We start from the raw sequence: 26,413 nt of genomic DNA on the forward strand, positions 1-26,413 counted from the left end.
ACCATAGAATCGATCCAAGTGCCGGTCCGTCCCGCAAGGGAAAGAACGGACCCGGCGGAACGCAGCGGAACAGCCATAGGCCACTACGAACCTGAGGACAATTTATGCGGTTGAAGACCAAGCGGCTAGCTGCCGTGCTCGGTTTGAGTGTCACGGCGCTGCTGGTTCCGGCCACGGCCGCCTCAGCAGTTCCGCCGGTGACCATTCCGCCCGGGCAGTTCCTGGTGGACCAGGCCGGTGTACTCGGGTCGGATTCCAGCGAGGTCACCCAGGCCATCTCCGAGGTGCGCAGTGAAAGCCGCTACACCCTTTACGTCGTCTACGTGGATGAGTTCACGAATCCCTCGGACCCCACGGCCTGGGGTGACCAGGTTGTGGCCCAGAAGGGAATGGATTCCCAGGAAGTGCTGCTGAGTTTCTCCACGGACGGCCGCAGGCTCAACGTATCGGTCCCCGACAACAGCCCCCTGACCCCGGCACAGGGCGACGCCGTTATCGCGGCAGCCACTGACTCCCTGTTCGGCAAGCAGACCATTACCTCGGCTGACTGGGCTGATGCAGCCGTCAGCGCGGCGGACGCGCTGGTGTCCGGACGCAGCGGAAGTTCAAGCGGTTCCTCGTCCTCCGGTGCAAGCCTCGCTCCGATCGTGCTCATCGGCGGGATCATCCTGCTCGGCGGCGGCGCAATGTTCCTGTTCGTCCGCAGCCGCCGCAAGGGAGCCGTGACCGCAGGACCGGCCCGCAGCGAAGTGAGCGAGCCCGTGGACCCGCTGGATTCAATGAGTGTGGAGGACCTGCGCAAGCGGGCCGGCAGCCTCTTGGTGGCCGCCGACGACGCCATCAAATCCAGCGAGCAGGAGCTCGCGTTCGCCATGGCCTCCTACGGCGACGACGCCGTCAAAACCTTTACCGATGACCTTGCTGCGGCGAAGAACCATATGAGTGAGTCCTTCAAGATGCAGCAGCAGCTGGATGACCACATCCCGGACACCGAGGAACAGCAGCGCACCTGGCTCAAGGACATCATCCGCCGTTGCGAAGCGGTGAATTCCTCGCTCCAGGCACACAAGGAAGACTTCGACTCCCTGCGGGAACTCGAGAAGAACGCACCCGCAGCCCTGGCTGCGGCACGGAGCAACGCCCAGCAGGCAGCCGGCCGGCTGGATGCGGCCGAAGCTTCGCTGGCCGGGCTGCGGCAGCGTTACGCAGATTCCGCCCTGGCCCAGGTTGCCGACAACATCGAGCAGGCACGCCAGCGGCTCGAGTTTGTCGACAACGCCGAAGAAACAGCCCAGGCGAAACTCGACGAGGGCGACACCGCCTCCGCCGTCGTCGCCGTGCGCGCAGCCGAGGAAAGCGTCCACCAGACCAACGTTCTGCTGGACGCCATCGAAAAGACGGGCCGTGAGCTCGACTCAGCCCGCGGTGAACTGCAGCGTGCCGTGGCGGACGCCAGGCAGGACCTCGCGCAGGCCCGTGCCTTTGCCTCCGGCGGCGCCAATTCCGGACTGGCGGGCCCCATGGCCGGTGTGGAAGCCGCGCTTACGGCTGTTGAACGCGAAACATCGGTCAAGAACAACCCGGTGGACCTGCTGCGCCGCCTGGAGACGGCCAACGCGCAGCTCGATACCGCTCTGGAGGGAATCCGTGACCGGCAGGAACAGGAACGCCGCGCGCGGGATTCCCTGCAGCACGCAATGATGTCCGCACAGGCCCAAATCTCCGGAACTTCCGACTACATCCGCGCCAGGCGCGGCGGTGTCGGCGCTGAGGCGCGCACCCGGCTCGCCGAGGCAGAGCGCAACCTCCAGCAGGCTGTTGCCCTGCAGTCCTCGGATCCGGTCAGCGCCCTGGCCTATGCCCAGCAGGCCAACGCACTGGCAGCGCAGGCTGCGGACATGGCCCAGCAGGATGTCGACGGGTTCGGCGGCGGCTTCGGGGGCGGCGGCGGAGGCATGTACGGCGGCAGGGGCGGCGGGTCCGGCCTCGGCGGCGCCATTCTGGGCGGTATCCTCATCGACTCCATCCTTCGCGGCGGCGGTGGAGGCTTTGGCGGAGGAGGCGGCTGGGGCGGCGGCGGCTTCGGCGGCTTTGGCGGCGGAGGTGGAGGCGGCGGCTTCGACGGAGGCGGAAGCAGCTTCTAATCCCTGCCCCGGGGATCTTCAAAATCGCGGAACAATTTCAGTGAAGGAATGACAAAAGTTTTTCTCAGCAGGCTCATCACCAAAAACCGAAAGGCAGACACCGTGGTAAAGCAGTCAATCTTTGGACGTATCACCCAGCTGGCCAAGGCCAACATCAACGCCATCCTGGATCAGGCCGAGGATCCGCAGAAGATGCTGGACCAGATGGTCCGGGACTACAGCAACAACATTGCCGAGGCTGAGAGCGCTGTGGCCCAGACCATCGGCAACCTGCGCATGCTTCAGGATGACTACAACGAAGACATCCAGAATGCCCGCAACTGGGGCAACAAGGCGCTGGCTGCCTCCCGGAAAGCCGATGAGTTCCGTGCAGCCGGCAATGCCGCTGATGCGGAGAAGTTCGACAATCTGGCCAAGGTGGCAATCCAGCGGCAGATGGCCTCCGAGAACGAGGCCAAGGGCGCCGAGCCCACGATCGCTTCCCAGGAAGAGATTGTGGAGCGTCTCAAGACCGGTCTGGATCAGATGAAGGGCAAGCTGAACCAGCTGCAGAGCAAGCGTGACGAGCTGATCGCCCGCGCCCGCAACGCCCACGCCCAGACCCAGATGCACGAGGCCATGAAGAGCATCGACGTCATGGACTCCACTTCCGAGGTGGGACGCTTCGAAGAGAAGATCCGCCGCGAAGAAGCACGGGTCCGCGGTGCCAATGAGTTGGCTGCCTCCAGCCTGGACGCACAGTTCGAAAGCCTGGAGGACCTGGGCGAGCAGACCGAGGTTGAAGCACGCCTGGCCGCACTGAAGGGCTCCGACTCGGGCCAGTCGGCCATCGGACAGAACTAGGATCACCCGCGCCGCTCGCCGGCGCCGGGAATTGCGGGCGGTACTCCCCTGGGAGTACCGCCCTTTTTCTTGTCACGGCAGGATTTGCGCGGATGAGGACGGGCGGCGGCGAAGGGCACGGCGGCGGCGAAGGGCACGGCGGCGGATCCCCAGCGGCAGCACGGTCCACAGAAGAATCAGTACGACGGCCAGCACGACGGCGGCAACGGCTCCGCTCCCCGACCCCAGAACCAGGTCAAAGACGAGGCCGAGGGTACCGATGAGAACCAGGCCCACCAAGACGACGGTGATGCGCAGCAGGATGTCGCTGTAGCGGACCAGTTCCGGCTTGATCCGGCGCTGGAAGAAAGTCCGGTGCATAACCACCGTGGACATCAACAGCGCCGTAATCAGCACCGACAAGACCACCAGGGACAAATACACGCCCACCTGCAGTGGGGATAGATCGGCGAAGCGCTGCTGGAATGGGAGGGTGAGCAGGAAGCCCGTCAGGATCTGAATCCCGGTTTGGAGTACGCGCAGCTCCTGCAGGAGATCCGTCCAGTTCCGATCGATCCGCTCCAGTGCCGTTTCCCGGCGGCCTGTAGCCGCGGCGTGCCGCACGAGGTCATGCGCCTGCTGCCCGGCACGGTCAGGCACCGCAGCGGCGGGCTCCCGATCATCGCCGGGGCCGGGTGGCAGTGGCCGCTTTCCCATTCCGTGAGTCTAGCGACAGGCTTGGCCTCTGGCATGGCTCCGCGCTAACCGGGGGGCCGCAACTGCAGCAGGCAGCGTGCCGGCACACAAAAAGTCCCGGCCGGCATTTCTGCCGACCGGGATTTTTTTCTTATTACTATTTGGTTGATTCAACCTTTGGTTGCGGGGGCAAGATTTGAACTTGCGACCTCTGGGTTATGAGCCCAGCGAGCTACCGAACTGCTCCACCCCGCGGCGTGTTAGTTAACTCTAACCCGCCGCGGGCTCCAGCTGCAAATTCACAGCCGGAGAGCAGTTGTCCTAGCTTCCCTCGGTGGGAGCCGGTGTTGCGCCCTCAGTGGGAGCCGGTGTTGCGCCATCGGTGGCTCCGGTGGCTCCGTCCATGGCTTCCTGAGCCGAGATCGCACGCTGGATGGCGGCGTTGAGCTTGTCCTGCGCGGCACCGTACGCTGCGAAGTCGCCTGCTGCCAGCGCCGTCTGGCCTTCCTGGATGGCTGCTCCGGCGTCTGCCAGTGCGGCTGCCAGATCAGCTTCGGCCGTGGTGTCGCCCGGAGCCGGGGTTTCGGCGTCCGGTGTCTGTCCCACGTTCTGGGAGTCTCCGGTGATGGCACCGGAGTCTCCGCCGAAGACCTGGTTCAGGGCTTCGTCCAGTGTGGGGGCGAAACCGACCTTCTCGCCGAAGTTGACCAGCACACGCTGGAGTGTCGGGTAGGAGGCGTCACCGGAGGACTGCACGTAGACCGGCTGCACGTAGAGCATGCCGCCGCCCACGGGCAGGGAGAGCAGGTTGCCGTTGATGACCTCGGAGGCACCCTGGCGGAGCAGGTTCAACGCATTGGAGACCGTCGGGTCCGAGTTGAACCGGTTCTGGGCCTGGCCGGGGCCGGGAACCACGGTGTCAGTCGGCAGGGAGAGCAGCCGCAGCTTGCCGTAGTCCTCACTCTTGACCCCTGCCTCGCCCGTTCCCGCGTCAGCCTCGGCCGACAGGAAGCCGTACAGCACGTTGCGTGCTTCCCCGTTGGGAGAAACGAAGGGAATGAACGGCGTGGTCAGGGAGAAGGTTGCCTTGTCCTGGCCCGGCATCTGCAGGGACAGGTAATACGGCGGTTGCTTCACCGAGGAGTTCGCGACCGTGGGGTCGTTCGGAACGCTCCAGGCGTCGTCGTTCTTGAAGAATGAGTCAGCGTTGGTGACGTGGTACTTGCCCAAAAGTTCGCGCTGAACCTTGAACTGGTCCTCCGGGTAGCGCACGTGCGCCATCAGGTCCGCGGACATTTCGCTGTACGGCTTCAGCGTGGACGGGAAGATGTCCTGCCAGGACTGCAGCAGCGGGTCCTGATCATCCCAGGCGTACAGGGTGACGGAGCCGTCATAGGCGTCCACCGTGGCCTTCACCGCGTTGCGGATGTAGTTCACCTTGTCCGCCGGCAGCGCTGCTGCTCCCGTGGTCAGGGAGTCCGTGGTGGCGGCCTGCAGTTCCTGCTGGGTGGAGTACGGGAAGTACTTGCTGGTGGTGTAGCCGTCCACGATCCACTTCACCCGGCCGTCAACGATCGCCGGGTAGGCATTGCCGTCCACGGTCAGGTACGGGGCAACCTTTTCCACGCGTTCGCGCGGATCCCGGTCATAGAGGATCTGGGACTCGGGGTTGATGGCGTCCGAAAGCAGAAGCTCGGTGGACTGGAACTTCAGCGCGTAGACCAGCTGGTTGAAGAGATTACCGATGCTGGGTCCGCCGTTACCGCTGAACGTGGTCTGGGACTCGGTATCCGAGTCGCCGGTCTGCGGGCGGTCAATTTCCTGCGGATCGGCCCCTTCGGGTGCTCCGACCACCGAGTAGTCGGGGGACGTTTCGCCAAAGTAGATCCGCGGTTCGTAGTCGCCCAATACACCGGTGGAGGGGATGCCCGATTCGGTGAAGCTGGGCTTGCCGTCGGCCTGGACCGTTGATCCGCGGGCCGCGACAACGCCGTAGCCGTGCGTGTAGAGGATGTGCTCGTTGACCCAGCCGGAGGGGACGCCGTCCGTGTTCAGCTCACGGACTGCAATCACCGTGTCCTGGACTTCGCCGTCAACGTCATAGCGGTCCACGTTCAGCGTTTCGGGGAACTGGTAGTACTGGCGGAACTGCTGCAGCTGGGAGAACGCAGGAGAGACGACGTTCGGATCCAGCAGGCGGATGTTGGAGGTGGTGCCCGAATCGGCGGCGAGCGCGCCGGCATTGGCGTCCACGGTGGCTTTGTAGTCGATGACCTCGGTCTGGTCCAAACCGTATGCCTCGCGCGTGAGCTCAATGTTGCGCTGGATGTACGGGGATTCCTTGCTCAGCTCGGACGGCTTCACCTGGTACTGCTGCACGATCCACGGGTAAATGCCGCCGGCCACGATTGCCGTAATGATGAGCATGGCGGTACCGATGATCGGCAGGCGCCAGCGGCCGATGAAGGCAGAAACGATGAACAGCAGCGCCACGATTGCGGAGGCCACGGTGAGGATGGTCTTGGTGGGAATGACTGCTTCGACATCCGTGTACAGGGCTCCGGTCCAGGTCCCGGAGGTGCTCAGCAGGGTGTCATAGCGGTCCAGCCAGAAGTTCGCTGCCTGCAGCAGCAGGAAGCTGGCCGCGATGACGGCAATATGGATCCGCGCCTGGCGGGAGGTGAAAATGCCCTTTTCCTCCAAGCGGATGCCGCCGTAGAGGTAATGGGTCAGCAGGCCGGCGATGCCGGAAATGACCACAACGCTGATGAGGAAGCCCACGATGAAGCCGAGGAACGGCAGCTGGGTGAGGTAGAAGCTGAAGTCCAGGCCGAATTCGGGATCCTGCTGGCCAAAGTTGCGGCTGTTGAAGAACAGGAGCGCCTGCTGCCACATGGACATGGCAGCGGTGCCGGCGAACCCGCCGACGACGACGGGGATGCCGATCATCAGAAGCTTGCGGACCGGTTCAAGCTGGGCCTGGTAGCGGTTCAGGTTGTCCTGGAGCGCGCTGTCCGGCGCGTAAACCGGACGTGAGACGTAGGCGGCCCTGATGCTCAGGAACACACACCCGGCCATGACCACGAAGGCACTGAGGAACATGACAATGCGGGTCAGGTTCTCCTTGACGAAGACACTGAGGTAGCCCAGCTGGTTGTACCAGAGGACATTTGCATATACCTGCGAAAAGTAGACAAATCCAATCACAAGGACTGCCACCACAATCAGCGTGGCGATCAGCGGACTGGGTCCGCGCCGCCTGCTTGGGCGGGCGCCCGCGCCGGGGCTGGGTCGGGAGAATGGGCCGTTTGGTCCGGAAGTCACTGTATCCTCATCGTTCGGTGCGTCGGTCCACGGCCCCTGCAAGGAATGCCAAGGACATTTTTCCGTCCTCTTTGCAAGTTGCCGTGCTCTCTCATTCTGCCTTGTCTTCCCTGCGCCGGGCACCTCGCCGTGCCCTTGGGGAAGAACCTTTTCACGATCGTGATGGGCGGCGCGGCGCGGCGACAGCCTTTCGGTGCCTCGGCCGCGCGCGCAGCAAGCGGTCTGCTGAGGCTAGCTTGTGCACTGGGCCAGCCCCGCCGGGTCGGATCCCGAAGCCAACGCTTCAACGGCGGTGCGCGCTTCGTCAAGGGTAGCCACCCTGATGACGTCCAGCCCGTCCGGGATATGCCCCACGACTTCACCGCAGTTGTCCGCCGGTGCGAGGAAGAAGTCGGCACCGGCGTCGGACGCGCCCACCATCTTCTGCGCTATGCCGCCGATGGCGCCAACGTTTCCGGCGGAATCGATGGTGCCGGTGCCCGCAAAGTGCTTTCCGCCGGTCAGGTCTCCGGGAGTCATCCGATCAATGATGCCCAGAGCAAACATCATGCCTGCGGACGGACCGCCCACGTTGTCCAGGGCAATGGTGACGTCGAAGGGAAAATCGAAAGTCGTCGCGAGGAAGATTCCGAGCTGGTAGGAACCGGTGTCCCCCAGCACGGGGGTGATCTCCCCCGTTGCTTCCGCGCCGTCCCGGCGGTACGTGACCTGGACCGGTTCGCCGCCGTTGTCCTGCAGTTCCGCGCGGAGGGTGTCAATCCCGTCAATGTCCGTGTTTCCGATTCGCACCAGGGTGTCTCCGGCCTGCAGCACTCCGGCGGCCGGCGAGCCTTCCACCAGGTCCGCCACGGCGAGCTCCTCCGTGAAGGGAACATCCAGTTCACGCAGAGCTGCAGCGACGGCTGCCTCCTGCGATGAAGTCATGGCCGCTGCATTTTGCTGGTCCACATCTTCGCCCGTTGTGCCGCGCGGGTACAGGAATTCCTCGGGAACGACGGCGTCTTCCGGATCCAGCCAGGCGCCGACGGCCTGAAGGAAACTCATGGCACTGCCCGGGCCTCCTGAAACATAGACGGTGGTCAGGTCAAGCTCACCGTCGGTGGGATAGGTGGTGGCCCCTTCAATATTGATAAGGGGGGAGTCTTCACCGTCTCCCGTTTGCACCGTTCCCACCGTGTTGAAGGTGGGTCCGGGTGCCTCCACTACATACGGTGCGGGCAGGAACACGGCGACGGCGCCCAGCGCCAGGGTCAGTGCCCCCGAAACCACCAGCGCACGCGACCGCGGACTGGACCTACGGCGGGCGGGACGGGGCTGCAGCGGAGCAGGGGCGCCCGCGGCAGAGGGATCATGCGGATTATTTGAGGGGCGCAAGCGGCCTACCCTTTTCTGAGGCGGGATCCGCGGCAGCCTGCAGGGGGCCGACACGGCGAACACTGGCACCAGCCTACCGTCCGCGATGCCCGGACGGGCGGGCCAGGGCGCTCCCTGAGCGCTTTGCCAACAGCGAACGTAACCGGGAATGCAGGACAGGCATCCCGGCGGGCCGGTAACGTAAGGAAACCAAGGCCGCCTTCCAGCGGTCCATGATCCGGAGCAGCTGCCCCGCCCGACGGCGGGTTTCTGCACCGCGCAATGCACGTCAATCTTCCACAGGACCGGTGGTATCCATGAGCTCCAACCCTTCCGACTCCGGGGACACACCCCAGGATCCGCTTTCTGAGATGCTTGCCCGGCTCTTCGGCGGAGCGGGTGCCGGCGGCATGGATCCGCAGGACCTGGCCAAGGCCGCTGGCCTGCCCTCCGACCCCAACGCAATGGCGATGATCTTCCAGCAGGTGCAGGCCATGTTCAGCGCACCGTCGGAAGGCCCCGTCAACTGGCAGCTCGCCAAGGACAACGCGCGCCGCGTCGCGGCAAGCGACAGCGACCCCTCGGTGCTGCCGGCGCAGCGCCGCGAAGTGGATGAAGCCCTGCACATCGCGCAGCTCTGGCTGGATCCGGTCACCGACTTCGCGTCGACTTCCGCGCTGGGCCAGGCGTGGAGCCGGGCCGAGTGGGTGGAAGCCACCATGGATTCCTGGAAGAGGCTGACGGAACCGGTTGCGGTGAGCATCTCGCAGGCCCTCTCCAATGCGATCAGCACCCAGATGCCCGAAGAAATGAAGACCATGATGGGCGGAGCATCCTCGATGCTCGCCAACATGGGCGGCGCCATGTTCGGTATCCAGCTGGGCCAGGCCGTGGGCGCCCTCTCCAAAGAGGTTGTCAGCTCAACCGACATCGGCCTTCCGCTGGCGGGCGGAACCATGGCGCTGCTGCCTGCCAACGTCGCCAAGTTCGGCGAAGGCCTGGACATCCCCGAGACTGAAATCCGGCTGTACCTTGCCGTTCGGGAAGCCGCCCATGCCAGGCTCTTCACCCACGCCCCCTGGCTGGCGGCGCATCTTTTCGGTGCCATTGAAAGCTACGCCCGCGGAATCCACATCGACATTTCCAAGATTGAAGAAGTGGCCCGGGATCTCGACCCGTCCAATCCGGAATCCATTCAGGAAGCCCTGTCCGGCGGAGTGTTCCAGCCGGAGCGCACCCCGGCCCAGGATGCGGCGCTGGAGCGCCTTGAAACAGCGCTGGCCCTGGTGGAGGGCTGGGTGGACGAGGTCACCGCCGCCGCCACCGTGAATCTGCCCTCCGCCGGCGCCCTGCGGGAGATGATCCGCCGCCGCCGTGCCAGCGGCGGACCCGCCGAGCACACCTTCTCCTCCCTGGTGGGCCTTGAGCTTCGCCCGCGCCGGCTCCGGGATGCCGCAGCTCTGTGGTCGCAGCTGCGTGAGGAACGGGGCATCGAAGGACGCGACGCCGTCTGGGAGCACCCGGACCTGATGCCCACGTCCAAGGACCTGGATGATCCCCAGGGCTTCAGCAAGCGGCGCGAGCTGTTGGAGGCATCGGATTCCGACGTCGATGCGGCACTGCAGCGCCTGCTTGAGGGCGGTTTCGACACCCCCGCCGAAGATCCGGCCGCTGCCGGGGAAACACCGGAAGAGGGCTCGAACGAGGACCCGGATAACGGCGAAGACGGAAACCCGTCCGGCGAGGGCGAGACACCCAAGCCCTAACCGCTCCCGGACGGGCGCGCTGTGTGAGGAGCCGGGCGGCGAGCGAAAGCTAGTCGCCCGGCTCTTCTGCACCCGGCTCTTCTGCGCCCGCCTCTTCTGCTCCAGCCTCTTCGGCGCCCTGGTCCTCCTGCATGGTGCCTTCCAGCCCGCGTGCGGAGGCAAAGGCCGCCCCCTGGAGATAGGCCTTCGCGGTTTCGGTCTGCGGATAGGCCTCCAGCAACCGCCAAAACGCGGCTGAATGGGACGCTTCGATCAGGTGTGCCAGTTCGTGCAGCAGCACATAGTCCACCACCCAGCCGGGCATTCCCTGCAGCTTGTCCGACAACCGGATGGTGCCGCGGGCCGGTGTGGCGGAACCCCAGCGCGAATTCTGGTTGCTCACCCAACGCACCGATACCGGCCGGGCAGCCCCGCCCAGATACTGCCGGGATAATTCAGCCGCGCGCTCGGCAAGTTCGCCGGCACGGTCCTTCGGATCGGGCAGCCGTGCCGGAGCCGTGCGCTGCTCCAGGCGCATCACCATGCGAGAGACCCATTCCGCTTCCTGGGCCTTCGTGAAGTGGCCCGGAATCGAAATGATTGCCTTCCCATCCCGGAAGGCGGCGTTCACCGTACGCCGGCGCTTGGCCGACCGGCGCACTTCGATGGGGATGCCGGTGCTGGTAACCGACGGCACCGCACTCCCTCCGGGGTGGAGCCTGCGTTGTGCCGAGCGGGGTGCATCTTGCGAAGACATGACTTAACCCTAGGCGAGGCGACGGCGGACCCGGGCACCTGTGGATAACCACACGCCCGCTCCGGAACGCGTGCCAAGATGGCTCAGCAGGCCCCTCCCGCCTGCTGCAGAGCGGATTTCCACTTTGGAGGTTTCCATGCGGATCAATCCCGGACTTCATGTGCTGGAGGTTTCAGACTCAATCCGGCAATACGGACTGGGGCCCAACGCCCTGATCCTGCGCGGACTGCAGGAAACCGATCTTGCGTTCCTTGCCGCCCTGCGCACCGGACTTAACGACGGAACGGAGGCCGCCGAAGCCCGCCGGTGCGCCGTTCCTCCGCAGCGGGCGCACGCCCTGACACAGGCCCTCTCCCCGGTCCTGCTGCCCTTTCCGGACACACCGGAAACGGGCGAAGCACCGGTGCCGGCGCTGCGGGCCGAACGCCTCGCCGCGGACGCTGACCGGCTCTCGGCAGCGTACTCAGTGAACGGTTCCGCGCTGATCCGGCGCCGCGCCCGCGCCGCCGTTGAAGTCAGCGGGCTCGGCCGCACCGGGGCGCTGCTCGCCCGCACCCTTGCCTCAGGAGGGGTGGGCACGCTGATGCTCTCGGACCCCGGGATAGTCCTTCCCTCAGACCTCGGACCCGCTTATTCCCTCACCGATCTGGGCATGGGCAGGGCCGAGGCCGTCAAACGGCACATTTACCGGGTGGATCCCACGGTCCAGGTCCTGACCAATCCAGTCCGGCGCCCCGGCGTGCAGACCATGCACCTGGATCTGGCCATTTGCGTGGGAAACCCGCCTCTGGCCGGACGGAGGGAAGGCGTGCCGGCACGGGAGCATCCGCAGCTGACCGTCACCGTCCAGGAAACCGGGGTGGACGTGGGTCCGCTTGTTGTCCCGGGGCTGACCCCCTGCCTGGAGTGCCTGGAACGGCAACTGGCCGACGGCGACACCACCTGGTACTCCGCCGCCGACGCCCTCAACCGGCAATCGGCCGAGGCGGCACCTGAGGGAGAGGAAACCTCCGGGTCGCTTGTGGCCGCCGGTACCGCAGCCGCCCAGGCCCTGGCCTATTTGGACGGCGTCGTCCAGCCCGCCGTGTGGTCGGCCGTACTTGTGCTGCGGTCGGCGGACGGGTACATCGGGTTCAAGAAGCTCTCATTCCACCCCGGCTGCGGCTGCCGGCTGCAGCAGAAGGGTTCCCCGGCCCGGGCCTCCTAGCGCGAGCATCTCCGCATGCTCCGTCTCCCCAGCCGCAATCCCTTAAAATAGATCTTGGTACTTGCCGGGCAGGTGCGAATTCCAGCAGTGGAAGCCGTACTGCATTGCTGCGGTAATTTCACCGTGCTGTCCGCCGAGCACTTCCTGAAGCTTGCGTGCGCAGACGGCATCCGGCTCATCCGGCGTTGCCTTGAACTGAAGTTCCTGCTTATGAAAAAACACTGTTCACTTCCGCAGATCAGGCCCGGTCATTGGCCGGGACGTCACTGGCGGCTGCACCGGACCAGTGCTGGAATCCAACCCGGATAAGCAATAAGCAAACTTGGCAATAGCATCGAGGGTGGGGAGGACCACCAAATGAATCACCTGCAGGGGACCCCTACAGAGGTCAGGCATTCGACGGAGAGCCATACCGGATCATCCGAGACCCTGGACAGCTTCTTGCTGGACCGTTTGGAAGACGTCATTCTCTCGAGCTGCACCGTTCCGGAGTTCCTGCATCGGCTCGCCGTCCTCACATCAGAGATTTTTTCGACGGACACCGACCCGATACTCACCGCCATAGCCCTGCTCCGCGACCGTAAGCCCGTCTGCATGGGGTTCAGCAGCGAGCCGCCCCCGTCCGTCGAAAAGCTGGAGTATGCCTTTCGACGGGGACCGGCGAAAGCAGCCGTGAGCCAAGAGTCCACTGTGCACATATCCGACCTTTGGAACGACCCCGCCGGCGGTGCCTACACCGACGTCGCGCACCGGCTTGGCGTGCGCTCCCTGATCTTCGTTCCCCTGAATCTCGATACCGAAGGATGTGCCGGGCTCACGCTGTACTCGGCCCGGCCAAACCGGTTCGATGCCGGCACCGTTTCCCGCGCCGAGGCGTACGCCCGCCGGATCCTCAAGCCGCTCCGCATCGCCGCACGCCTGGCATCAAGGGAGGAACAGTCCTCAGACTTGAGGGCGGCCATGGAGTCCCGCACCACCATCGATCTGGCCATGGGAATTGTGATGGGACAGAACCGCTGCGGCCAGGACGAAGCCTTCACCATCCTGCGGTCCGCCTGCAGCCGCCGCAACATGAAACTCCGGGACCTGGCGGCGCTTTTGGTGGCCTCAGTGGGCGAACGAGCACCACGGACACACTTCGATTTCTGACGCACCCGTCCTTCCGATTTGTTCCCGCCAAGCTCGGGCCTTTACCCTAGGAGCAGAGGCTCAGCAGTGTGCCCAGGAACTCTTCTTTTGGAGACCCGTGGAACACAAACTGCATGTCCTCGTCCAGCTTGATGCCGACCTCGCAGCGGCGGTCCTGCAAGTATCGGGCTGCCTGACGGCCGAAAGCTGCCAGGCCCTGCCGAACATCATTCAAAAAGCCGCTGCCCTTCTCCACCGGGACCGGATCACGGTTGACCTGACACGGGCACGGCACATCGAACGGGAAGCTGTTGCTTTTCTGCGCAGCGGCACCGGCTTCGGCAAGTCCGAACTCTTCGTGAAATGTCCGGATCTTCTACCCCAATGCCCAGCACCGAAGACGGCCCCGCGGAGTCACCAGGTGAACCAGGAGCTTTTCCCCGCCCACCGCCCCTCTGCGCTGTCGTGGATGGACCTGCCGTCGGATCCGCTGGACACCGAGGCCCTGGAAGCCCTTCCTCAGCACACCCTGCAGGCCCTGACGGACCGGGTTTTTCACCAGTTGGATTCAGATCATCCATCTGCCTTCGCGCTCGAGTGGTACAGCGCGCTGTGCGGGGAATGGGCCCGTCGCACGGGACCCGGTGCAGGCCAAAGCACCACGAAGATCTACGACCATGAGTATCCGTAAGCTGGCCCGGCACCCGGGACCGGGTTAAGATTTGTGCTGAGCGCCTCGTTGATCCGGTCCCCATGATCCATCCGGAGGACATCACCGGAGCGCTCAAAGGTTACTCCTTTGGGGGAAGGAGTCTTTGATGTTCGGTGACGCAGCAGCGGATATTCCCTGCACAGCGTCTCAGAGCACGTCATCAAGAGCGTTGGGAAACGACAGCGCGGCTAGGGGCAGAAGATGGGTTTCGAGGCAGTTGAGCCGGAGCAGCGGCAGTTGCTCAAGAAAGCGCTCGACGACGCCCGGCTGTGCGTGCCCGATGTGTGGATGCAGTACGTCAGTCTCGGCGGCATTGTGGGCGAGTACGAAGTCGATGCCTACATCAACGGCTCTTTGTCGCTTCCTCCGCTGCAGCGGGACATCCTCGCCCATGCCGCGAACGAGCTCATCGACGAGCTCCCGCCGCGTCCGCGCGCGCCGTACGGTGCCGACGTCGCCCGCACGCAGGCGGGCGGGCATCCGCTGGAAGACCGCAGGCACCCGGAATCCGCAGAGGACCAGGGCTACGGACGCGGCCGCGGCTCGAACCCGGGCGAGGACCAGCGTCCCGGCTAATTGTCCGCCAGCACCCGCAGCACGGCCTCGCCGTAGCGCTCCAGCTTTGAGGGTCCAACACCGGGAAGAGTGGCCAGCCGGTTCAGGGACGGCGGGCGGTCCTCGGCAATCGCCACCAGGGTGGCGTCCGTGAACACCACGAATGCGGGAATACCTGCTTCCGACGCCGCCTCCCTGCGCCACTCCCGCAGCGCTTCAAACGTGCTCTCTTCGTAGGTCACGGGACATTCCCCGCACCGGCCCACCTTGCGCTCGGCACCGGTGGTGAGCAGGGTTCCGCAAACGCGGCACTTGGCCGGACCGCTGGATTTGCGCCGTGCCGGTGTCTTGGGAGCGGCGCTGCGCTGCAGGTCGCGGGTGGTCTGCGGGCGCAGGCCGTCCAGGAACCGGGACGGTTTGCGGTTGGCCCGCCCGCCCGGGGTGCGTGCAGTGGACCAGGAAAGGCACAAATGTTCCCGGGCACGGGTAATGCCCACATACAGCAGGCGCCGCTCTTCATCCACGGCCTCGGGGGTGTCGGCAAAGGAAATCGGCATGAGCCCCTCGCTCAGCCCCACCAGGAACACCGCATCCCATTCCAGGCCCTTGGCGGAGTGCAGGGATGCCAGCGTAACGCCCTGGACCGTGGGAGCATGCTGGGCGGCGGCACGTTCGTCGAGCTCGGCGACAAAGTCCATCAGGGTGAAGATCGCGTCGGGGTCCTGCGTGCGGTTGGTCGTGAGTTCGTCGGCCAGGGACACCAGTGCCGCCAGCGATTCCCACTTTTCGCGCACCGCCCCGCCGCCGGCCGGAGCCTCGGGGGTGTAGCCCAGGGAGGCCAGGATGTCGCGGACCAGCTGGGGCACCGGGTCGTTGCCCACGGAGCGTGATGCAGCGCGCAGCTGCAGCATGGCGTCGCGCACTTCGCGCCGCGCAAAGAACCGCTCTCCCCCGCGAAGCTGGTAGCCGATCCCGGCCGTGGCCAACGCCTGTTCATAGGCCTGGGACTGTCCGTTGGTGCGGAACAGGATGGCGATCTCCGCGGGCTGCACGCCGTCCTTGATCAGCACCTTGATGCGTTCGGCCACCGAGGCGGCCTCGGCGTCGTCGTCGGCGCATTCCGTAAACGTGGGCTCGGGACCTGCGGGGCGCTGGGCAATGAGTTCCAGCGGTTTGGGCCACGGCGGGGCAAAGCGCGAGCGCTCGCCCTCGGCGGTGCGGGCGGCCAGGATGCGGTTGGCCAGCCCCACCACCTGGGGCGTGGAGCGGTAGTCCCGCACCAGTTTGACGATGGGGGCGTTGGGGAACCGCGACGGGAAACCCAAAAGGTGCTTGGACGTTGCGCCGGTGAAGGAGTAAATGGTCTGGCTGGAGTCGCCCACCACGCACAGTTCGTCGCGTCCGCCCAGCCACAGGTCCAGGAGCCGCTGCTGGAGCGGGGACACGTCCTGGTACTCGTCCACCACGAAGTGGCGGTACTGGTCCCGCACCGTGGCGGCGACCCGTTCATCTTCCTGGAGGATGCCCACGGTGATCAGCAGGACGTCCTCGAAGTCGATGACGTTGCGGTCCACCTTCACGTCTTCATAGGCCTGGAAGATGCGGGAGATGGTGATGAGGTCAAAGCCGGCCGGGGCATCGCGTCCCTTGGCAGCGGACACATAGCTCTCCGGGGTCAGCATGGACACCTTCGCCCACTCGATCTCGGCTGCGACGTCGCGGATGGCGGCGCGGTCCGTGGACAGCCGCAGGCGCCGGGCTGCTTCGGCAATGAACTGGGCCTTGTGGCTGAGCAGGTCCGGAAGCTGCCCGCCCACGGTCTGCGGCCAGAAATACTGCAACTGCTTCAGCGCGGCAGCGTGGAACGTCTTGGCCTGGACGCCTCCAGCACCCAGGTCGCGCAGGCGGGTACGCATTTCCGCGGCGGCACGCGCAGTGAACGTCACTGCCAGCACGCGCTGGGGCTTGTAGACCCCGGTGTGCACGCCGTACGCCATGCGGTGCGTGATGGCCCGGGTCTTGCCTGTTCCGGCACCGGCAAGGACACACAGCGGCCCGGTCAGGGAAGTGGCTACTTCACGCTGTTCATCATCCAGTCCCGCGAGGATGCGGGCTTCAACGGAGTCTGGGCTCATGCCTGCGCCTCGAGCTCCGGTTCCCTGATCGGTCCTCCGTACCAGCGTTCGATCAGGTTCCGGGCGATGGAAATCCCGCCTGCGATGGTGATCTCGCCGCTGGCCACGGCAGTTCCCAGTTCCTCACGGGTAAACCAGCGCACATCGGAGATTTCGACGCCGTCCGGGGTGGCTTCTGCGTCCTCGGTGCGGGCGGTGAAGCCCAGCATCAGGGAGCAGGGGAAGGGCCAGGGCTGGGATCCCAGATACTGCGGCGAGTGGACGGTCAGCCCGGATTCTTCGGCGACCTCGCGGATGACGGCCGCTTCGAGGGATTCCCCGGGCTCGACGAAGCCCGCCAGAGTCGAGTAGCGGTTGCCCTTCCAAGCCGCCGCGGAGCCCAGCAGGATGCGGTCCTGCGGGTCGGTGATGGCAACAATGATGGCCGGGTCGGTGCGGGGGAAGTGCTGGCTGTTGTCCTCGGGGCAGCGGCGGACCCAGCCGCCCTGCTCCGGAACGGTGGCGGCACCGCAGCGCGGGCAGTGGGTGTGGGCTGCGTGCCAGTTGGAAATGGCGGCGGCCTCGACAAACAAGGCCGCATCCAGTTCGCCCAGCAGGACGGCGACTTCGCGCAGCGACGCCCACCGGGCGCCGTCGGTCTCCAGCAGCGGATCTTCCTCGTCCAGGGTAACCAGAACGACGTCGGTGCCGGCCGGTTCCTGCGCGTCAGCCAGGGTGCGGCCCAGATAGACGGGCACCTCCCCGAAGCCGCTGTGCGCCACGGAACCGAGCACCACCTCGGTGTTGCTGATCAGGGCCTTGCCTCCGGCCATGTACATAACGCGTGTGGAGGGGTTCGCACGGATCTGCTCGAACAGGTCCGCTGCCACGCGGCGGTCCGAACCGCGGTCCACCGCTGTGCGGGCCAGCGGCAAAATTCCAAGAGGGGGTACAACTGCTACCGGTGCTGGGCTGCTCATATCTCTACCGTACTGACTTGCGGCCAACAACCTGTAGTCGGACTTCCGCTACCTGCCCAGCCTGAGTTATTGCTCACGCATCCGGCGACTCGCCGCCAGCCTATGGTTATTCGCACCACATGTACCTCTACGGTTGAAGATGTGAAACGCACCCCCATGGAATTGGCCGCACTGGCCAGCGCCGCCGTCTCCGGGCTGGCCCCCACCGGCGTCGCCGGCTCCCCCGACGATGCCGCGGACTTTGACTCCGCTGTCCTGGTTGACGACGCCGGAAAGCAATGGCGGGTACGTTCCCCCAAGCACATTGACGCCAGCATGAGGCTGGAAACCGAGCTGCTGGTGCTCCGGGCCTTTGTGCCTGCGGTGCGCGCAGAGCTGCCGTTTGCCCTCCCGCATGTGGCCGGGACAGTCCGGCAGGGTGATCTGTGCACCTTTGTGTACTCGCACCTGCCCGGCTCCACCCGCGACATTGATTCGCTGGTGGCGGAGAGCGGAACGCTGCCCCGGGAAGTGGGCCGGGCGATGGCTGCCATCCACAGCCTGCCGCATGATCTGGTGCACGACGCCGACCTGCCCAGCTACTCCGCGAACGAATTCCGGCAGCGCAAACTCAACGAGCTGGACCAGGCCGCCACCACGGGCAAGATCCCGGCTGTGCTGCTGCGGCGCTGGGAACATGCCCTGGAAGATGTCACCCTGTGGCGCTTCAAGTGCTCCGTGGTTCACGGCGACCTTCATGAGGACAACCTGCTCGTCTCCCACGGTCGGATCAGCGCCGTTACCGGCTGGACGGATCTGCGCATCGGAGACCCCGCAGACGACTTCGCCTGGCTGATTGCCGCCAATGACCCGGCCTTTACCGACGCGGTCCATGCCGCCTACAACGAGGCCCGCCCGGAAGCGCCGGACCCGCACCTGATGCGCCGTGCCGCCCTGTCCGCGGAGTTTGCCCTGGCTCAGTGGCTGGTGCGCGGCGTGGCTGCTGAAAACTCCACCATGATTGCCGAGGCCGAGGAAATGCTCGCCACCCTCGAGGCGGACATCCTGGAGCAGGAAGCTGCAGAGAAGATCGAGGCGGAGGAAGCAGCGGCAGCCGCCGCTGAGGCCGCCGCCGAAGCCGCCGAAGCCGCCGAAGCAGAAAGGGTGGCGGCCGAGGAGGCCATTCGTGCCGCTGCTGCTCTTTCCGCGTCCGCCGCCGCTCCTTCGGTTGTGCTGCCGGTGACCCATCCCGCCCCGACCAAGAGGCCTTCCGTAAGCGCGGGGGTGTGCGCGGTGTCCACCCGGGTGAGCGTCATGCCCATTGATGACGCCCCGGCAGGCTCCGCTGAGTCCGGCGGCAAAGATCCGGCCGGTGCTGAAGCCGCGCCTGCCTCGGAATCCCCGGATGCCGCAGACACCGGCGCGATCGCCGTCGTCGCCGTTTCATCCGAGGGCTCAAGCGCCGCAGCAGGTACCCAGGAGCTGGACCCGAACGGGAAGTCCGGCACGGCCAAGGCGCAGAAATCCGGTTTCTCGAAGAAATCAGGGCGGCTGAAGAAGAGGAAGTAGGAGCGGCCTGCCCCCTGTGCAGGCCTCCCCCGAACAGGCCGCCCTCCACCAGGCCGGGCCGCCCCGGCAGCTCCCTAGGAGTCCGCGGAGTTGGCCCTGCGGATGATGTCCTCCAGGTCCTTTTCGCCCAGCAGGTTGAACGGACGGATCAGTTTGTCCGCCGCCACGTAGTAGAACGCCGCATTGACCTTCTCCAGCGGCACCTGCTTCAGCCTGGCCCAGGCCAGCCGGTAGACGGCCAGCTGCACGGAGCGGACCTCAAGCTTGTCCCGCGTGGGAGGTGCTCCGGTTTTCCAGTCGATCAGGTCCCAGGTGCCGTCCTCGTCCTGGAAGACTGCGTCGATGCGTCCGCGCACCACCACGGTATCCACCCGTGTCTCCACCGGAACTTCGATATAGGCCGGAGTCCGCCGGGCCCACGCAGAGGCCTCGAATGTGGCAATCATGTCATCGAGCTCGTAGGCCTCATCCACGTAGGCGTCGGCAGCTCCCGGGTGCTCATCGATGTCCAGCATTCCGCTGGTGCCGAAGAACTCCTCCACCCAGGCGTGGAATGCCGTTCCTTTGCGTGCTGCCATGCCCGGCTCCCGCGGCACGGGCCGCCGCAGCTGCCTGGTGACCTCCTGCGGATCATCTTTCAGGTCCACCAGCAGGGAAGCGGAAATGTGGGCGGGCAATTCGACCTCAACCACTTCGTCCGAGGGGCGGTGCCGGGCCAGGACCAGCTCTACTTCCTTGGCCCAGCGCGTAGGTTCAAACACACTCCCGGAGGACTCATGCTGCGCCTGGCCGGCGCTGCCGTCCACGTCAGTGAGGATGTCGATTTCCGACTGGCCCACGCGGGCCGTCTGCCGGGCTGCAGCTTCAAGTACGGCAACCCCGGCTGCCTCCATGCCGGGGCGCCGCTTCCCCAGGGGATCGATGGGCCAGCTTTTGCGCTGGACATCGGCGTTGGCCGGGTTGGTGTCCCCTTCGTCGCCCTCCTTCACCCAGGACATCAGGCGGAAGCCGGGTGCTCCGGCTTCCCCCAGGTCGTAGAGGTCCTGCAGATAGCGCGAAACCGCAGTTGGTTTGGACCGTCCCCCTCCCCACACGCTCGAGGTGCAGATCAGCACGTACTTGGCCCGGGTGAAGGCCACGTACGCCAGACGGCGTTCCTCGCGCTCGGCATGCCCGCGCGCGTCTTCGCTGAAGGCCTTCTCGCTGTCCACCCAGCTTTTCTGATCCTCCTGTTCCCAGTCCCACTGGGGAAGATCGGGGGCGTCTCCGCGCAGCGGCCAGGGAATGGCCCCTTCTCCGCTGCTCCAGCGCGAATCACGGTCATTGGGGAACTGGCCCTCATTCAGGCCTGGAATGACCACTACGTCCCATTCCAGCCCCTTGGAGGCATGAACAGTCAGCAGCTGTACGGCTTCACGGCTGGCCTCAAGCTGCGTCACCGGAAGGCCGTTTTCTTCCTCATTGGCCGCCTCCAGCCATGCCAGGAAGGCCATCAGGTCCACCCGCTCGCTCGAGGAGCTGAAAGTCGCGGCGGCGTCTATGAAGGCATCCAGGTTCCGCCGAGACTCATGAATGGTGACCCCGGGCTTGGCCGCCACTTCAATGTCCAGCAGGATCCGCCGTTCAACTTCGCCGATCAGCGTGGTGAGATCTTCTCCGACATAGCTGCGCAGGTCCCGCAGCTCATCGCGCAGCAGCGCCAGCCGGCGCAGCCCTTCTGCGGAGATGGACCTGCCCGCGTTGGACACCCAGTCCGGCCGCGGCAGGGAGTCCACAGCCTCCACCAGGGAGCCTGCTTCGGCCATGTCTGCCTCCACCACGGTTTCAGTGCCGTCCGGCGCCTCGTCGGGACGGTGGACATCCGCAGCGTCCGCCACGGACATGGCCCGCTCCCGGACCCGGACCAGGTGCCGGGACCAGTCAGCCAAAGCCATCAGATCAGCGGGGCCGATCCTCCAGCGGGCTCCGGCCAGAATCCGCAGCATGGAATCGGACCGCCCCGGATCGCCGAGGACCCGCAGGACTGCCAGAACATCCACCACTTCCGGGGTGGACAGCAGCCCGCCCAACCCAACAATCTGCACCGGGATGCCCCGCGCCTCGAGGGCTTCCCGGATGGGGCCGAACTGTTTGCGGCCGCGGCAGAGGACCGCCACGGTGGGCTGCAGATCCTTGCCCGCGTCATCGGTTTCGAACCGCCGTTTCCGGTGCTGCAGCACCTGCTCTGCCACGGCGTCGGCTTCGCCGAGGATCGCCTCGGATTCCCCGTGTGCAGGCACGGAAACGTCAGCCAGGTAGCGGCCGAGGTACACCTCGCCAACCGGAGCCTTGGGCCGGGCCTGCAGCTCCGGAACCTGCGGGAGCCGCTGCTGCTTCAGCCAGGGCGCAATGGTATTCAGCGGCGTCGAGACGGCGTTCGCCGTGGCCAGGATGGAGGTGGCATTGCGCCAGGCCACCGACAGGTTGGCCACCGGAGCCAGTGCCCGCGAACCGTCGGGCAGGAACAGGGGGAACTGGTTCCGGAAGGTGCCCAGCTGGCCCGCTGATGCGCCCCGGAAACCGTAGATCGACTGATGCGGATCACCCACAGCGGTCACGGCACGGCCGTCGCCGAACAGCTGGGAGAACAGCACCATCTGGGCGTGGGAGGTGTCCTGGAATTCATCCAGCAGCACTACCTTGTACTTTGCCCGTTCCATCTCCACGGCCTCGGGGATGGTGGCGGCGATCCGGGCGGCAAGTTCCACCAGGTCACCGAAGTCCAGCTGCCGGCGCTCCGACTTGGCCCTCCGGTAATTCTCCACCAGCTCGGTAACGGAAATCCGGGTGCGCAGCCGGTCCATCAGCTTCTGCACTGCAGCGGTTGCGGCTTTGGTTTTGCCGGCCTGGTACGGCAGGGCGGACACTGCTGCCAGGTGCGAGACCAGGTGCTCCCGGACGTCTGCGGGGTTCTGCAAATGTTCTGCGCATTCGCCGGCCATTTGGAGGACGCCGTTGACCAGGGTGGATTTGGCGGCGGTGAAGTGTTCAAAGTCCCCGGCATACCCCTCGACCACCTCGGTGGCCAGCTGCCAGGACTGGGCTCCGCCGAGCATCACGGAATCCCGTTCCACACCCAGCCGCAGGCCGTAGTCGTTGACGATTCCGTTCGCATAGGAGTGATACGTGGACACGGTGGGATCCAGGCGGGCGTCGGCGCTTTCATCCGGATCGGTTCCCGGCGGAATCAGGCCCGGATCCGCGGTGCCAACCGCAAGAACCCGGTGCAGCAGGTCAAGGCGCTGCCGGATTCGGGTCTCCAGCTCTCCTGCTGCCTTGCGCGTAAAGGTCACGCCCAGGATCTGTTCCGGGCGCACGAGCTGGTTCGCCACCAGCCACACCACCCGGTCGGCCATGGTTTTGGTTTTCCCCGAGCCGGCACCGGCAATGACAAGCAGCGGTTCCAGGGGTGCTTCGATGATGCCGACCTGGTCATCCGTGGGGTACTGCACCGAGCTTTTCGGATCGGTGTGCAGCATTTCAGCCAACTCACGGGCCGAATACCGGGGGGAACCCGGGACCTCGGGGGGCAGGGTCTCACTCAGGGGGGCACTCATTCAGTGACCTGCTTTCCTTCGGGGCAGAGCGGGCAGATTTCAGGAAGACGGCAGCCGTGGCCGCCGAAACCGCTGCGGGTGGGGTCGTGCACGGTGTCGAAGGTGGAATCGGACATCAGCGCCGCCGCCGTCCGGATCATGTCCTGCGCCCGGGTGTCTGCGGGATCCAGCGGTTCCTGCTCCTGCACGGACACGCCTTTGCTGGTGGTGCCCAGCTGGACAAGTGCCGCTCCGCCCGGCAGGGCCGACGGCGCGGGCGGCTCCGATGCGGGGCCCTCCCCTTCCGCTGCAGGCTTGTCCCGGTTTACGGCACCCTCCCGCACGGCCTCCTGATAGGCGGCCAGCTGCGGGTGCTCTTTGAGATCATCTTTCTTGGGTGCCGATTTACCGGTCTTGAGGTCAACAATGAACAACCGGCCCTCGCCGTCCATCTCCAGCCGGTCGATCTGCCCGCGCAGCAGGGCGGTCCGTTCCTGTCCGCGGATTTCCACCGGCAGCTCAGCGGCGAAGTCCCGTTCCACATCCACCAGGGAACGGCCCTCCTGCCGCATCTTGATGACGTATTCGGCGAGTTTCCGCACCATGGTTTCGGCACGCCTGAAATCCACTTTGCCTTCCCAGTTGTCCTTCATGCCCAGGGCCGGCCAGCGCCGCTGCAGCTCCGCGACGTATTCGCTGCCGGAAGCGTCCGGCAGGTCCTGCGCAATCTGATGCACCAAGGTACCCAGGGAACGGGCGAAGTCGGTGGCCTGCTCCCCGCCTGCAGCTGAAACAAACCAGCTGAGGGGAGACTTCAGTACGGCGTCAACCTTGGACGGCGATACGGGAATGGGCGTCTGTGCCGGAACCACCGGGGCGTCCGTGGAGAGCGGTGCCAGCCCCCACCATTCGGACGGTGCCGCGCCGGGCACACGGACGGGGTGGTTGAGCATGGTGCCCAGATGATGCACGGCCTCACGGGCGAGATCGGGTTTCTCCTGAGGCTGCTGCGCATAGGCACGCAGCTCGGCCACCAGCGAGCGCAGCGTGAGCGGACGCAGCACCTCCGTGCGTTCGCGTTTCATAGCTTCCGGCGGAAGGGGTTCCACCAGATCCAGGAACGGGGAAGGTTGTTCATCATCGGAGGACACCGCCGTGCAGATCAGCAGCTCCCGGGCGCGCGAGACGGCGGTGGAAAAGCTCCGCAGTTCATCGTGCCGGGTGGCGTGCATCAGGGTTTGCGGGCTGCGGTGCTTGGCGAAGCCGTCGCCGTGCTCGATGGCGGCCACCAGGTCCCCGCTGCCCAGCAGTTCTCCGCGCAGCCGGAGGTTGGGCCAGACCCCGTCCTGGACGCCGGCAACAATGACCATGGGCCATTCGCGTCCGGCAGCACTGGCAGGAGTCAGCAGCTCCACTGCATCACGGCGCTGGGCACGGGCAGCCAGGGTGTCCATGGGTAGCTCTGAGCTGGTCAGATACTCAAGGAACTGGGCCGGGGTGGAACCGGGCAGCTGGTCCACATAGCGTTCGGCAGTCTGGAACAGCGCCATGATGGCGTCCAGGTCCCGGTCCGCCCGTGCGCCGCCAGGCCCGCCGGACAGTGCGGCGTCGGCCCATTTCTTGGACCAGCCGGAGACCGACCACAGCGCCCAGAGCACGGTTTCGGCCGTGGCGCCGGGCTGGTCCGCGGCAGCACGCCCCGCGCGGAGCATGGCGGCCAGCCGCTGGGCGGCCCGTGCTTCCCATGACAGACCGGCGAGCGCGAGTCCGCTGGGTGAGAGCGGGTCCGTCAGGGCTTCCACCAGCAGTGCGTCGCTGGTGCGTCCGCCTCCGCCGCGCATTTCTTCCCGGCGCAGGGACTGGCGCAGGCGGCGCAGTTCAATGGAGCTGGCACCGCCGATTCGTGAGGTGAGCAGCGAGACCGCAGTTTCCGGTGTCAGCAGGTCCGGGTTCAGGACGACGGCGAAGGCCTCCAGCAGCGGCCGGACGGCGGCTTCATCGCGCACTGCCTTCTCCGCCACGGGAACCTTCACGTCAATGCCCTGGCCGCTGAGGTAGCGCTGAATGCGTGCCAGCTGGCCGCCCGTGCGCACGATGACGGCCATGTCCTCCAGCCTCCGCCCGTCCAGCAGCTGGGCTTGAAGAATTCGCTGCGCAATGTACCGCAGTTCGTGCATGGGCGAATCGACGACGTGGGCCTCGGCCCGGCCCGCAGCCAACGCGTCAGCGGGTACCTCACCCTGGACTGCGCCCTCGGCCGGTTCCTCCGGCCCGGTAACGGGAAGATCAGCGGCGGGAAGAACAGCAGCCCGGTACCGGGGAAGCTGCCCGACCACTGAAATGCGGGAGGCGGTGCGCAGCCAGGCGGAGGCTATCGATCCCGTGAGCCGGTGCGGACCGGACAGGACGAAGGTCTGCAGTCCTTCGCCCAGAGTGGATGCAAGCTTGCCCAGCAGATCCGGGCGGGCTCCGCGGAAACCCTGCACCACGGTATCCGGGCAGGCGGTCACCACGGCGTCCCTGTCCTTGGCGAGCAGGCCCAGCAGAGCATGGATGGCAGGGTTGGCCTCCTGCAGGTCGTCCACGAGGATGAGCTGCAGCCGGGCGCGTTCCGCCGCCAGGAACTCCGGATCAGCTTCCAGGATTTCCAGTGCGGTGGTGATGATCCCGGCCGGGTCAAAGGCCTCCGGCATGCGGATGTCCAGGACATCCCGGTATTCCGCGTACAGGGCGGCGGCAGCCACCCAGTCCGGCCGGTTGTGCCGTCGTCCCAGATCGGCAACCTCTTCCGAGGAGATCCCGTACTCGATGATGCGGTCAAACAGCTGCCGGATTTCCTGCCGGAAGCCCCGCGTCGGCAGGGCCAGGTCCAGCGACTCCGGCCAGGGCAGGGCAGGAATGCCCTCCTGGCCGTGTCCTTCCAGAAGTTCCTTGATGATGACGTCCTGCTCCGCACCCGACAGCAGCTTGGGGGCCCGTGTCAGGTAGGGCAGGCGGCCCTCCGCCTTGGCGCGCCGGATCAGGTCAAAAGCGTAGGAAGCCCAGGTGCGGGCGGGAGACGTGCTCAGCGTGCCCTGCAGCCGGGCCGAGAGCGCATCGCGCAGGGCCGCCGCGGCCAGACGCGTGGGGGCCAGCAGCAGCAGTCCCGCCGGATCGAGCCCGCGGTTGATTCGGGCTGCGGCGGCTTCGACCAGCACAGTGGATTTGCCGGTGCCGGGGGCGCCCAGCACCAGGACCGGCCCGCTGCCGGCGGGCAGATCCACCACCGCCTGCTGGTCCGGGGTCAGCTCCGGGGTTTGTGCAGTTGCCGCCGAGGGCCCCACCAGGTGCAGTTTTACGCTCATGCCTCTACTTCATCACGTCCTGCCGACACTTTCGGACCGGCTTCAGCCAGCCCGGCACGCAAGACCTCGAGTGCTGCCCAGTCCGCTTCCGAAGGGAACCACCGGGCCGCGCCCATCCGCACCCGGTAGCCGCCGCCGTCGTCGTCCGGGGTCCCCTTCACCGGGGTGCCTTCGGCAGCGTAATGCTCCCAGGCCCGCAGGCCGTGGCACCGCGGAGGTTCACCGCCGGCGCGGATCACGCGCCACCAGGGCAGCCCCGCTCCGTGCCGGGACAAAACTGCGCCCACTTGCCGCGGACCGCCCTGGCTGAGGATCTCCGCCACATCCCCGTAGGAAAGGACATGTGCGGGCGGGATCAGCCCAACCACCGAACGCACGGCATCGACGTAGTTCCTGCGCATGTGTCCAG

Annotated in this window: 17 protein-coding genes, 1 tRNA gene and 1 pseudogene; 8 read left to right on the top strand and 11 right to left on the bottom strand. The window is 66.0% G+C overall.

Annotated elements, in window-relative coordinates:
- The first annotated feature begins 104 nt into the window (after window positions 1–104).
- Window positions 105–2,144: a TPM domain-containing protein gene (locus AC4D2Q_RS01180; RefSeq protein WP_490944357.1), complete on the top strand. Its 2,040-nt coding sequence runs from the start codon at window positions 105–107 to the stop codon at window positions 2,142–2,144.
- Between the two features lie 102 nt (window positions 2,145–2,246).
- Window positions 2,247–2,987, top strand: a complete 741-nt coding sequence (locus tag AC4D2Q_RS01185; protein ID WP_490945688.1) for a PspA/IM30 family protein — start codon at window positions 2,247–2,249, stop codon at window positions 2,985–2,987.
- Window positions 2,988–3,059: 72 nt separating this feature from the next.
- Here AC4D2Q_RS01185 and AC4D2Q_RS01190 read toward each other — a convergent pair whose 3' ends face one another.
- The 4 genes from AC4D2Q_RS01190 to AC4D2Q_RS01205 form a co-directional block, all read right to left on the bottom strand.
- Window positions 3,060–3,683 (bottom strand): DUF6328 family protein, encoded by a 624-nt coding sequence (locus tag AC4D2Q_RS01190; protein ID WP_490944360.1) that lies wholly within the window; start codon window positions 3,681–3,683, stop codon window positions 3,060–3,062.
- Window positions 3,684–3,840: 157 nt separating this feature from the next.
- Window positions 3,841–3,917 (bottom strand) — tRNA-Met (locus tag AC4D2Q_RS01195).
- 66 nt (window positions 3,918–3,983) lie between these two features.
- Entirely contained in the window at window positions 3,984–6,986 is a 3,003-nt protein-coding gene (locus tag AC4D2Q_RS01200; protein WP_490926589.1) for a UPF0182 family membrane protein, read from the bottom strand.
- Between the two features lie 231 nt (window positions 6,987–7,217).
- A complete protein-coding gene (locus tag AC4D2Q_RS01205; protein ID WP_490944362.1) occupies window positions 7,218–8,360 on the bottom strand; it encodes a YlbL family protein in 1,143 nt (380 codons plus the stop codon).
- Window positions 8,361–8,656: 296 nt separating this feature from the next.
- Between AC4D2Q_RS01205 and AC4D2Q_RS01210 the strand changes: the two genes are divergently transcribed.
- A complete protein-coding gene (locus tag AC4D2Q_RS01210) occupies window positions 8,657–10,105 on the top strand; it encodes a zinc-dependent metalloprotease (protein WP_490944364.1) in 1,449 nt (482 codons plus the stop codon).
- Window positions 10,106–10,154: 49 nt separating this feature from the next.
- Here the strand turns inward: AC4D2Q_RS01210 and AC4D2Q_RS01215 are convergent, their stop codons facing one another.
- Window positions 10,155–10,841, bottom strand: coding sequence for a M48 metallopeptidase family protein (locus tag AC4D2Q_RS01215; protein ID WP_490944366.1), 687 nt, complete (start codon window positions 10,839–10,841; stop codon window positions 10,155–10,157).
- 136 nt (window positions 10,842–10,977) lie between these two features.
- Between AC4D2Q_RS01215 and AC4D2Q_RS01220 the strand changes: the two genes are divergently transcribed.
- Window positions 10,978–12,048, top strand: coding sequence for a ThiF family adenylyltransferase (locus AC4D2Q_RS01220; protein WP_490944368.1), 1,071 nt, complete (start codon window positions 10,978–10,980; stop codon window positions 12,046–12,048).
- 45 nt (window positions 12,049–12,093) lie between these two features.
- Here AC4D2Q_RS01220 and AC4D2Q_RS01225 read toward each other — a convergent pair.
- Window positions 12,094–12,270 (bottom strand): annotated as a pseudogene (locus tag AC4D2Q_RS01225) (manganese catalase family protein); the annotation flags it as partial.
- A 135-nt stretch (window positions 12,271–12,405) separates the two neighbouring features.
- On the opposite strand from AC4D2Q_RS01225, the gene AC4D2Q_RS01230 reads away from it, so the two are divergent.
- From AC4D2Q_RS01230 to AC4D2Q_RS01240, 3 genes are all read left to right on the top strand, one after another.
- Window positions 12,406–13,197 (top strand): ANTAR domain-containing protein, encoded by a 792-nt coding sequence (locus AC4D2Q_RS01230; protein WP_490944370.1) that lies wholly within the window; start codon window positions 12,406–12,408, stop codon window positions 13,195–13,197.
- Window positions 13,198–13,294: 97 nt separating this feature from the next.
- Window positions 13,295–13,867, top strand: a complete 573-nt coding sequence (locus AC4D2Q_RS01235) for a hypothetical protein (protein ID WP_490944372.1) — start codon at window positions 13,295–13,297, stop codon at window positions 13,865–13,867.
- Between the two features lie 222 nt (window positions 13,868–14,089).
- The gene (locus AC4D2Q_RS01240) at window positions 14,090–14,464 is read left to right on the top strand and encodes a hypothetical protein (RefSeq protein WP_490926580.1); all 375 of its coding nucleotides are present in this window, start codon (window positions 14,090–14,092) and stop codon (window positions 14,462–14,464) included.
- Here AC4D2Q_RS01240 and AC4D2Q_RS01245 read toward each other — a convergent pair.
- Window positions 14,461–16,578, bottom strand: coding sequence for an ATP-dependent DNA helicase UvrD2 (locus tag AC4D2Q_RS01245; protein WP_490944374.1), 2,118 nt, complete (start codon window positions 16,576–16,578; stop codon window positions 14,461–14,463). The genes AC4D2Q_RS01240 and AC4D2Q_RS01245 overlap by 4 nt on opposite strands.
- Window positions 16,575–17,537 carry an NAD(+) diphosphatase gene (gene nudC, locus AC4D2Q_RS01250; protein ID WP_490944376.1) on the bottom strand — a complete coding sequence of 321 codons (963 nt, stop codon included), beginning with the start codon at window positions 17,535–17,537 and terminating at the stop codon, window positions 16,575–16,577. Before nudC ends, AC4D2Q_RS01245 begins: the two co-directional genes overlap by 4 nt.
- 141 nt (window positions 17,538–17,678) lie before the next feature.
- Here nudC and AC4D2Q_RS01255 point away from each other — a divergent pair, with 141 nt between their 5' ends.
- A complete protein-coding gene (locus AC4D2Q_RS01255) occupies window positions 17,679–19,085 on the top strand; it encodes a macrolide 2'-phosphotransferase (protein ID WP_490944378.1) in 1,407 nt (468 codons plus the stop codon).
- 74 nt (window positions 19,086–19,159) lie between these two features.
- Here AC4D2Q_RS01255 and AC4D2Q_RS01260 read toward each other — a convergent pair whose 3' ends face one another.
- The 3 genes from AC4D2Q_RS01260 to AC4D2Q_RS01270 are packed head-to-tail and all read right to left on the bottom strand — an operon-like array spanning window position 19,160 to window position 26,405.
- Window positions 19,160–22,681: an ATP-dependent helicase gene (locus AC4D2Q_RS01260; RefSeq protein WP_490944379.1), complete on the bottom strand. Its 3,522-nt coding sequence runs from the start codon at window positions 22,679–22,681 to the stop codon at window positions 19,160–19,162.
- Window positions 22,678–26,004 (bottom strand): ATP-dependent helicase, encoded by a 3,327-nt coding sequence (locus AC4D2Q_RS01265; protein WP_490944381.1) that lies wholly within the window; start codon window positions 26,002–26,004, stop codon window positions 22,678–22,680. Before AC4D2Q_RS01265 ends, AC4D2Q_RS01260 begins: the two co-directional genes overlap by 4 nt.
- Complete coding sequence (locus AC4D2Q_RS01270) at window positions 26,001–26,405, bottom strand: MGMT family protein (protein WP_490944383.1); 405 nt, start codon at window positions 26,403–26,405, stop codon at window positions 26,001–26,003. Before AC4D2Q_RS01270 ends, AC4D2Q_RS01265 begins: the two co-directional genes overlap by 4 nt.
- Window positions 26,406–26,413: the final 8 nt, after the last annotated feature.

Source organism: Arthrobacter sp. TJ-178 (assembly GCF_058269275.1).

Bases quoted from the DNA above. Each gene is read 5' to 3' on its own strand.
- AC4D2Q_RS01230 (WP_490944370.1), top strand. From the start codon at position 12,406: ATGAATCACCTGCAGGGGACCCCTACAGAGGTCAGGCATTCGACGGAG.
- AC4D2Q_RS01260 (WP_490944379.1), bottom strand. From the start codon at position 22,681: ATGAGTGCCCCCCTGAGTGAGACCCTGCCCCCCGAGGTCCCGGGTTCC.
- AC4D2Q_RS01215 (WP_490944366.1), bottom strand. From the start codon at position 10,841: ATGTCTTCGCAAGATGCACCCCGCTCGGCACAACGCAGGCTCCACCCC.
- AC4D2Q_RS01180 (WP_490944357.1), top strand. From the start codon at position 105: ATGCGGTTGAAGACCAAGCGGCTAGCTGCCGTGCTCGGTTTGAGTGTC.
- AC4D2Q_RS01240 (WP_490926580.1), top strand. From the start codon at position 14,090: ATGGGTTTCGAGGCAGTTGAGCCGGAGCAGCGGCAGTTGCTCAAGAAA.
- AC4D2Q_RS01270 (WP_490944383.1), bottom strand. From the start codon at position 26,405: ATGCGCAGGAACTACGTCGATGCCGTGCGTTCGGTGGTTGGGCTGATC.
- AC4D2Q_RS01210 (WP_490944364.1), top strand. From the start codon at position 8,657: ATGAGCTCCAACCCTTCCGACTCCGGGGACACACCCCAGGATCCGCTT.
- AC4D2Q_RS01265 (WP_490944381.1), bottom strand. From the start codon at position 26,004: ATGAGCGTAAAACTGCACCTGGTGGGGCCCTCGGCGGCAACTGCACAA.
- AC4D2Q_RS01190 (WP_490944360.1), bottom strand. From the start codon at position 3,683: ATGGGAAAGCGGCCACTGCCACCCGGCCCCGGCGATGATCGGGAGCCC.
- AC4D2Q_RS01245 (WP_490944374.1), bottom strand. From the start codon at position 16,578: ATGAGCCCAGACTCCGTTGAAGCCCGCATCCTCGCGGGACTGGATGAT.
- AC4D2Q_RS01220 (WP_490944368.1), top strand. From the start codon at position 10,978: ATGCGGATCAATCCCGGACTTCATGTGCTGGAGGTTTCAGACTCAATC.
- nudC (WP_490944376.1), bottom strand. From the start codon at position 17,537: ATGAGCAGCCCAGCACCGGTAGCAGTTGTACCCCCTCTTGGAATTTTG.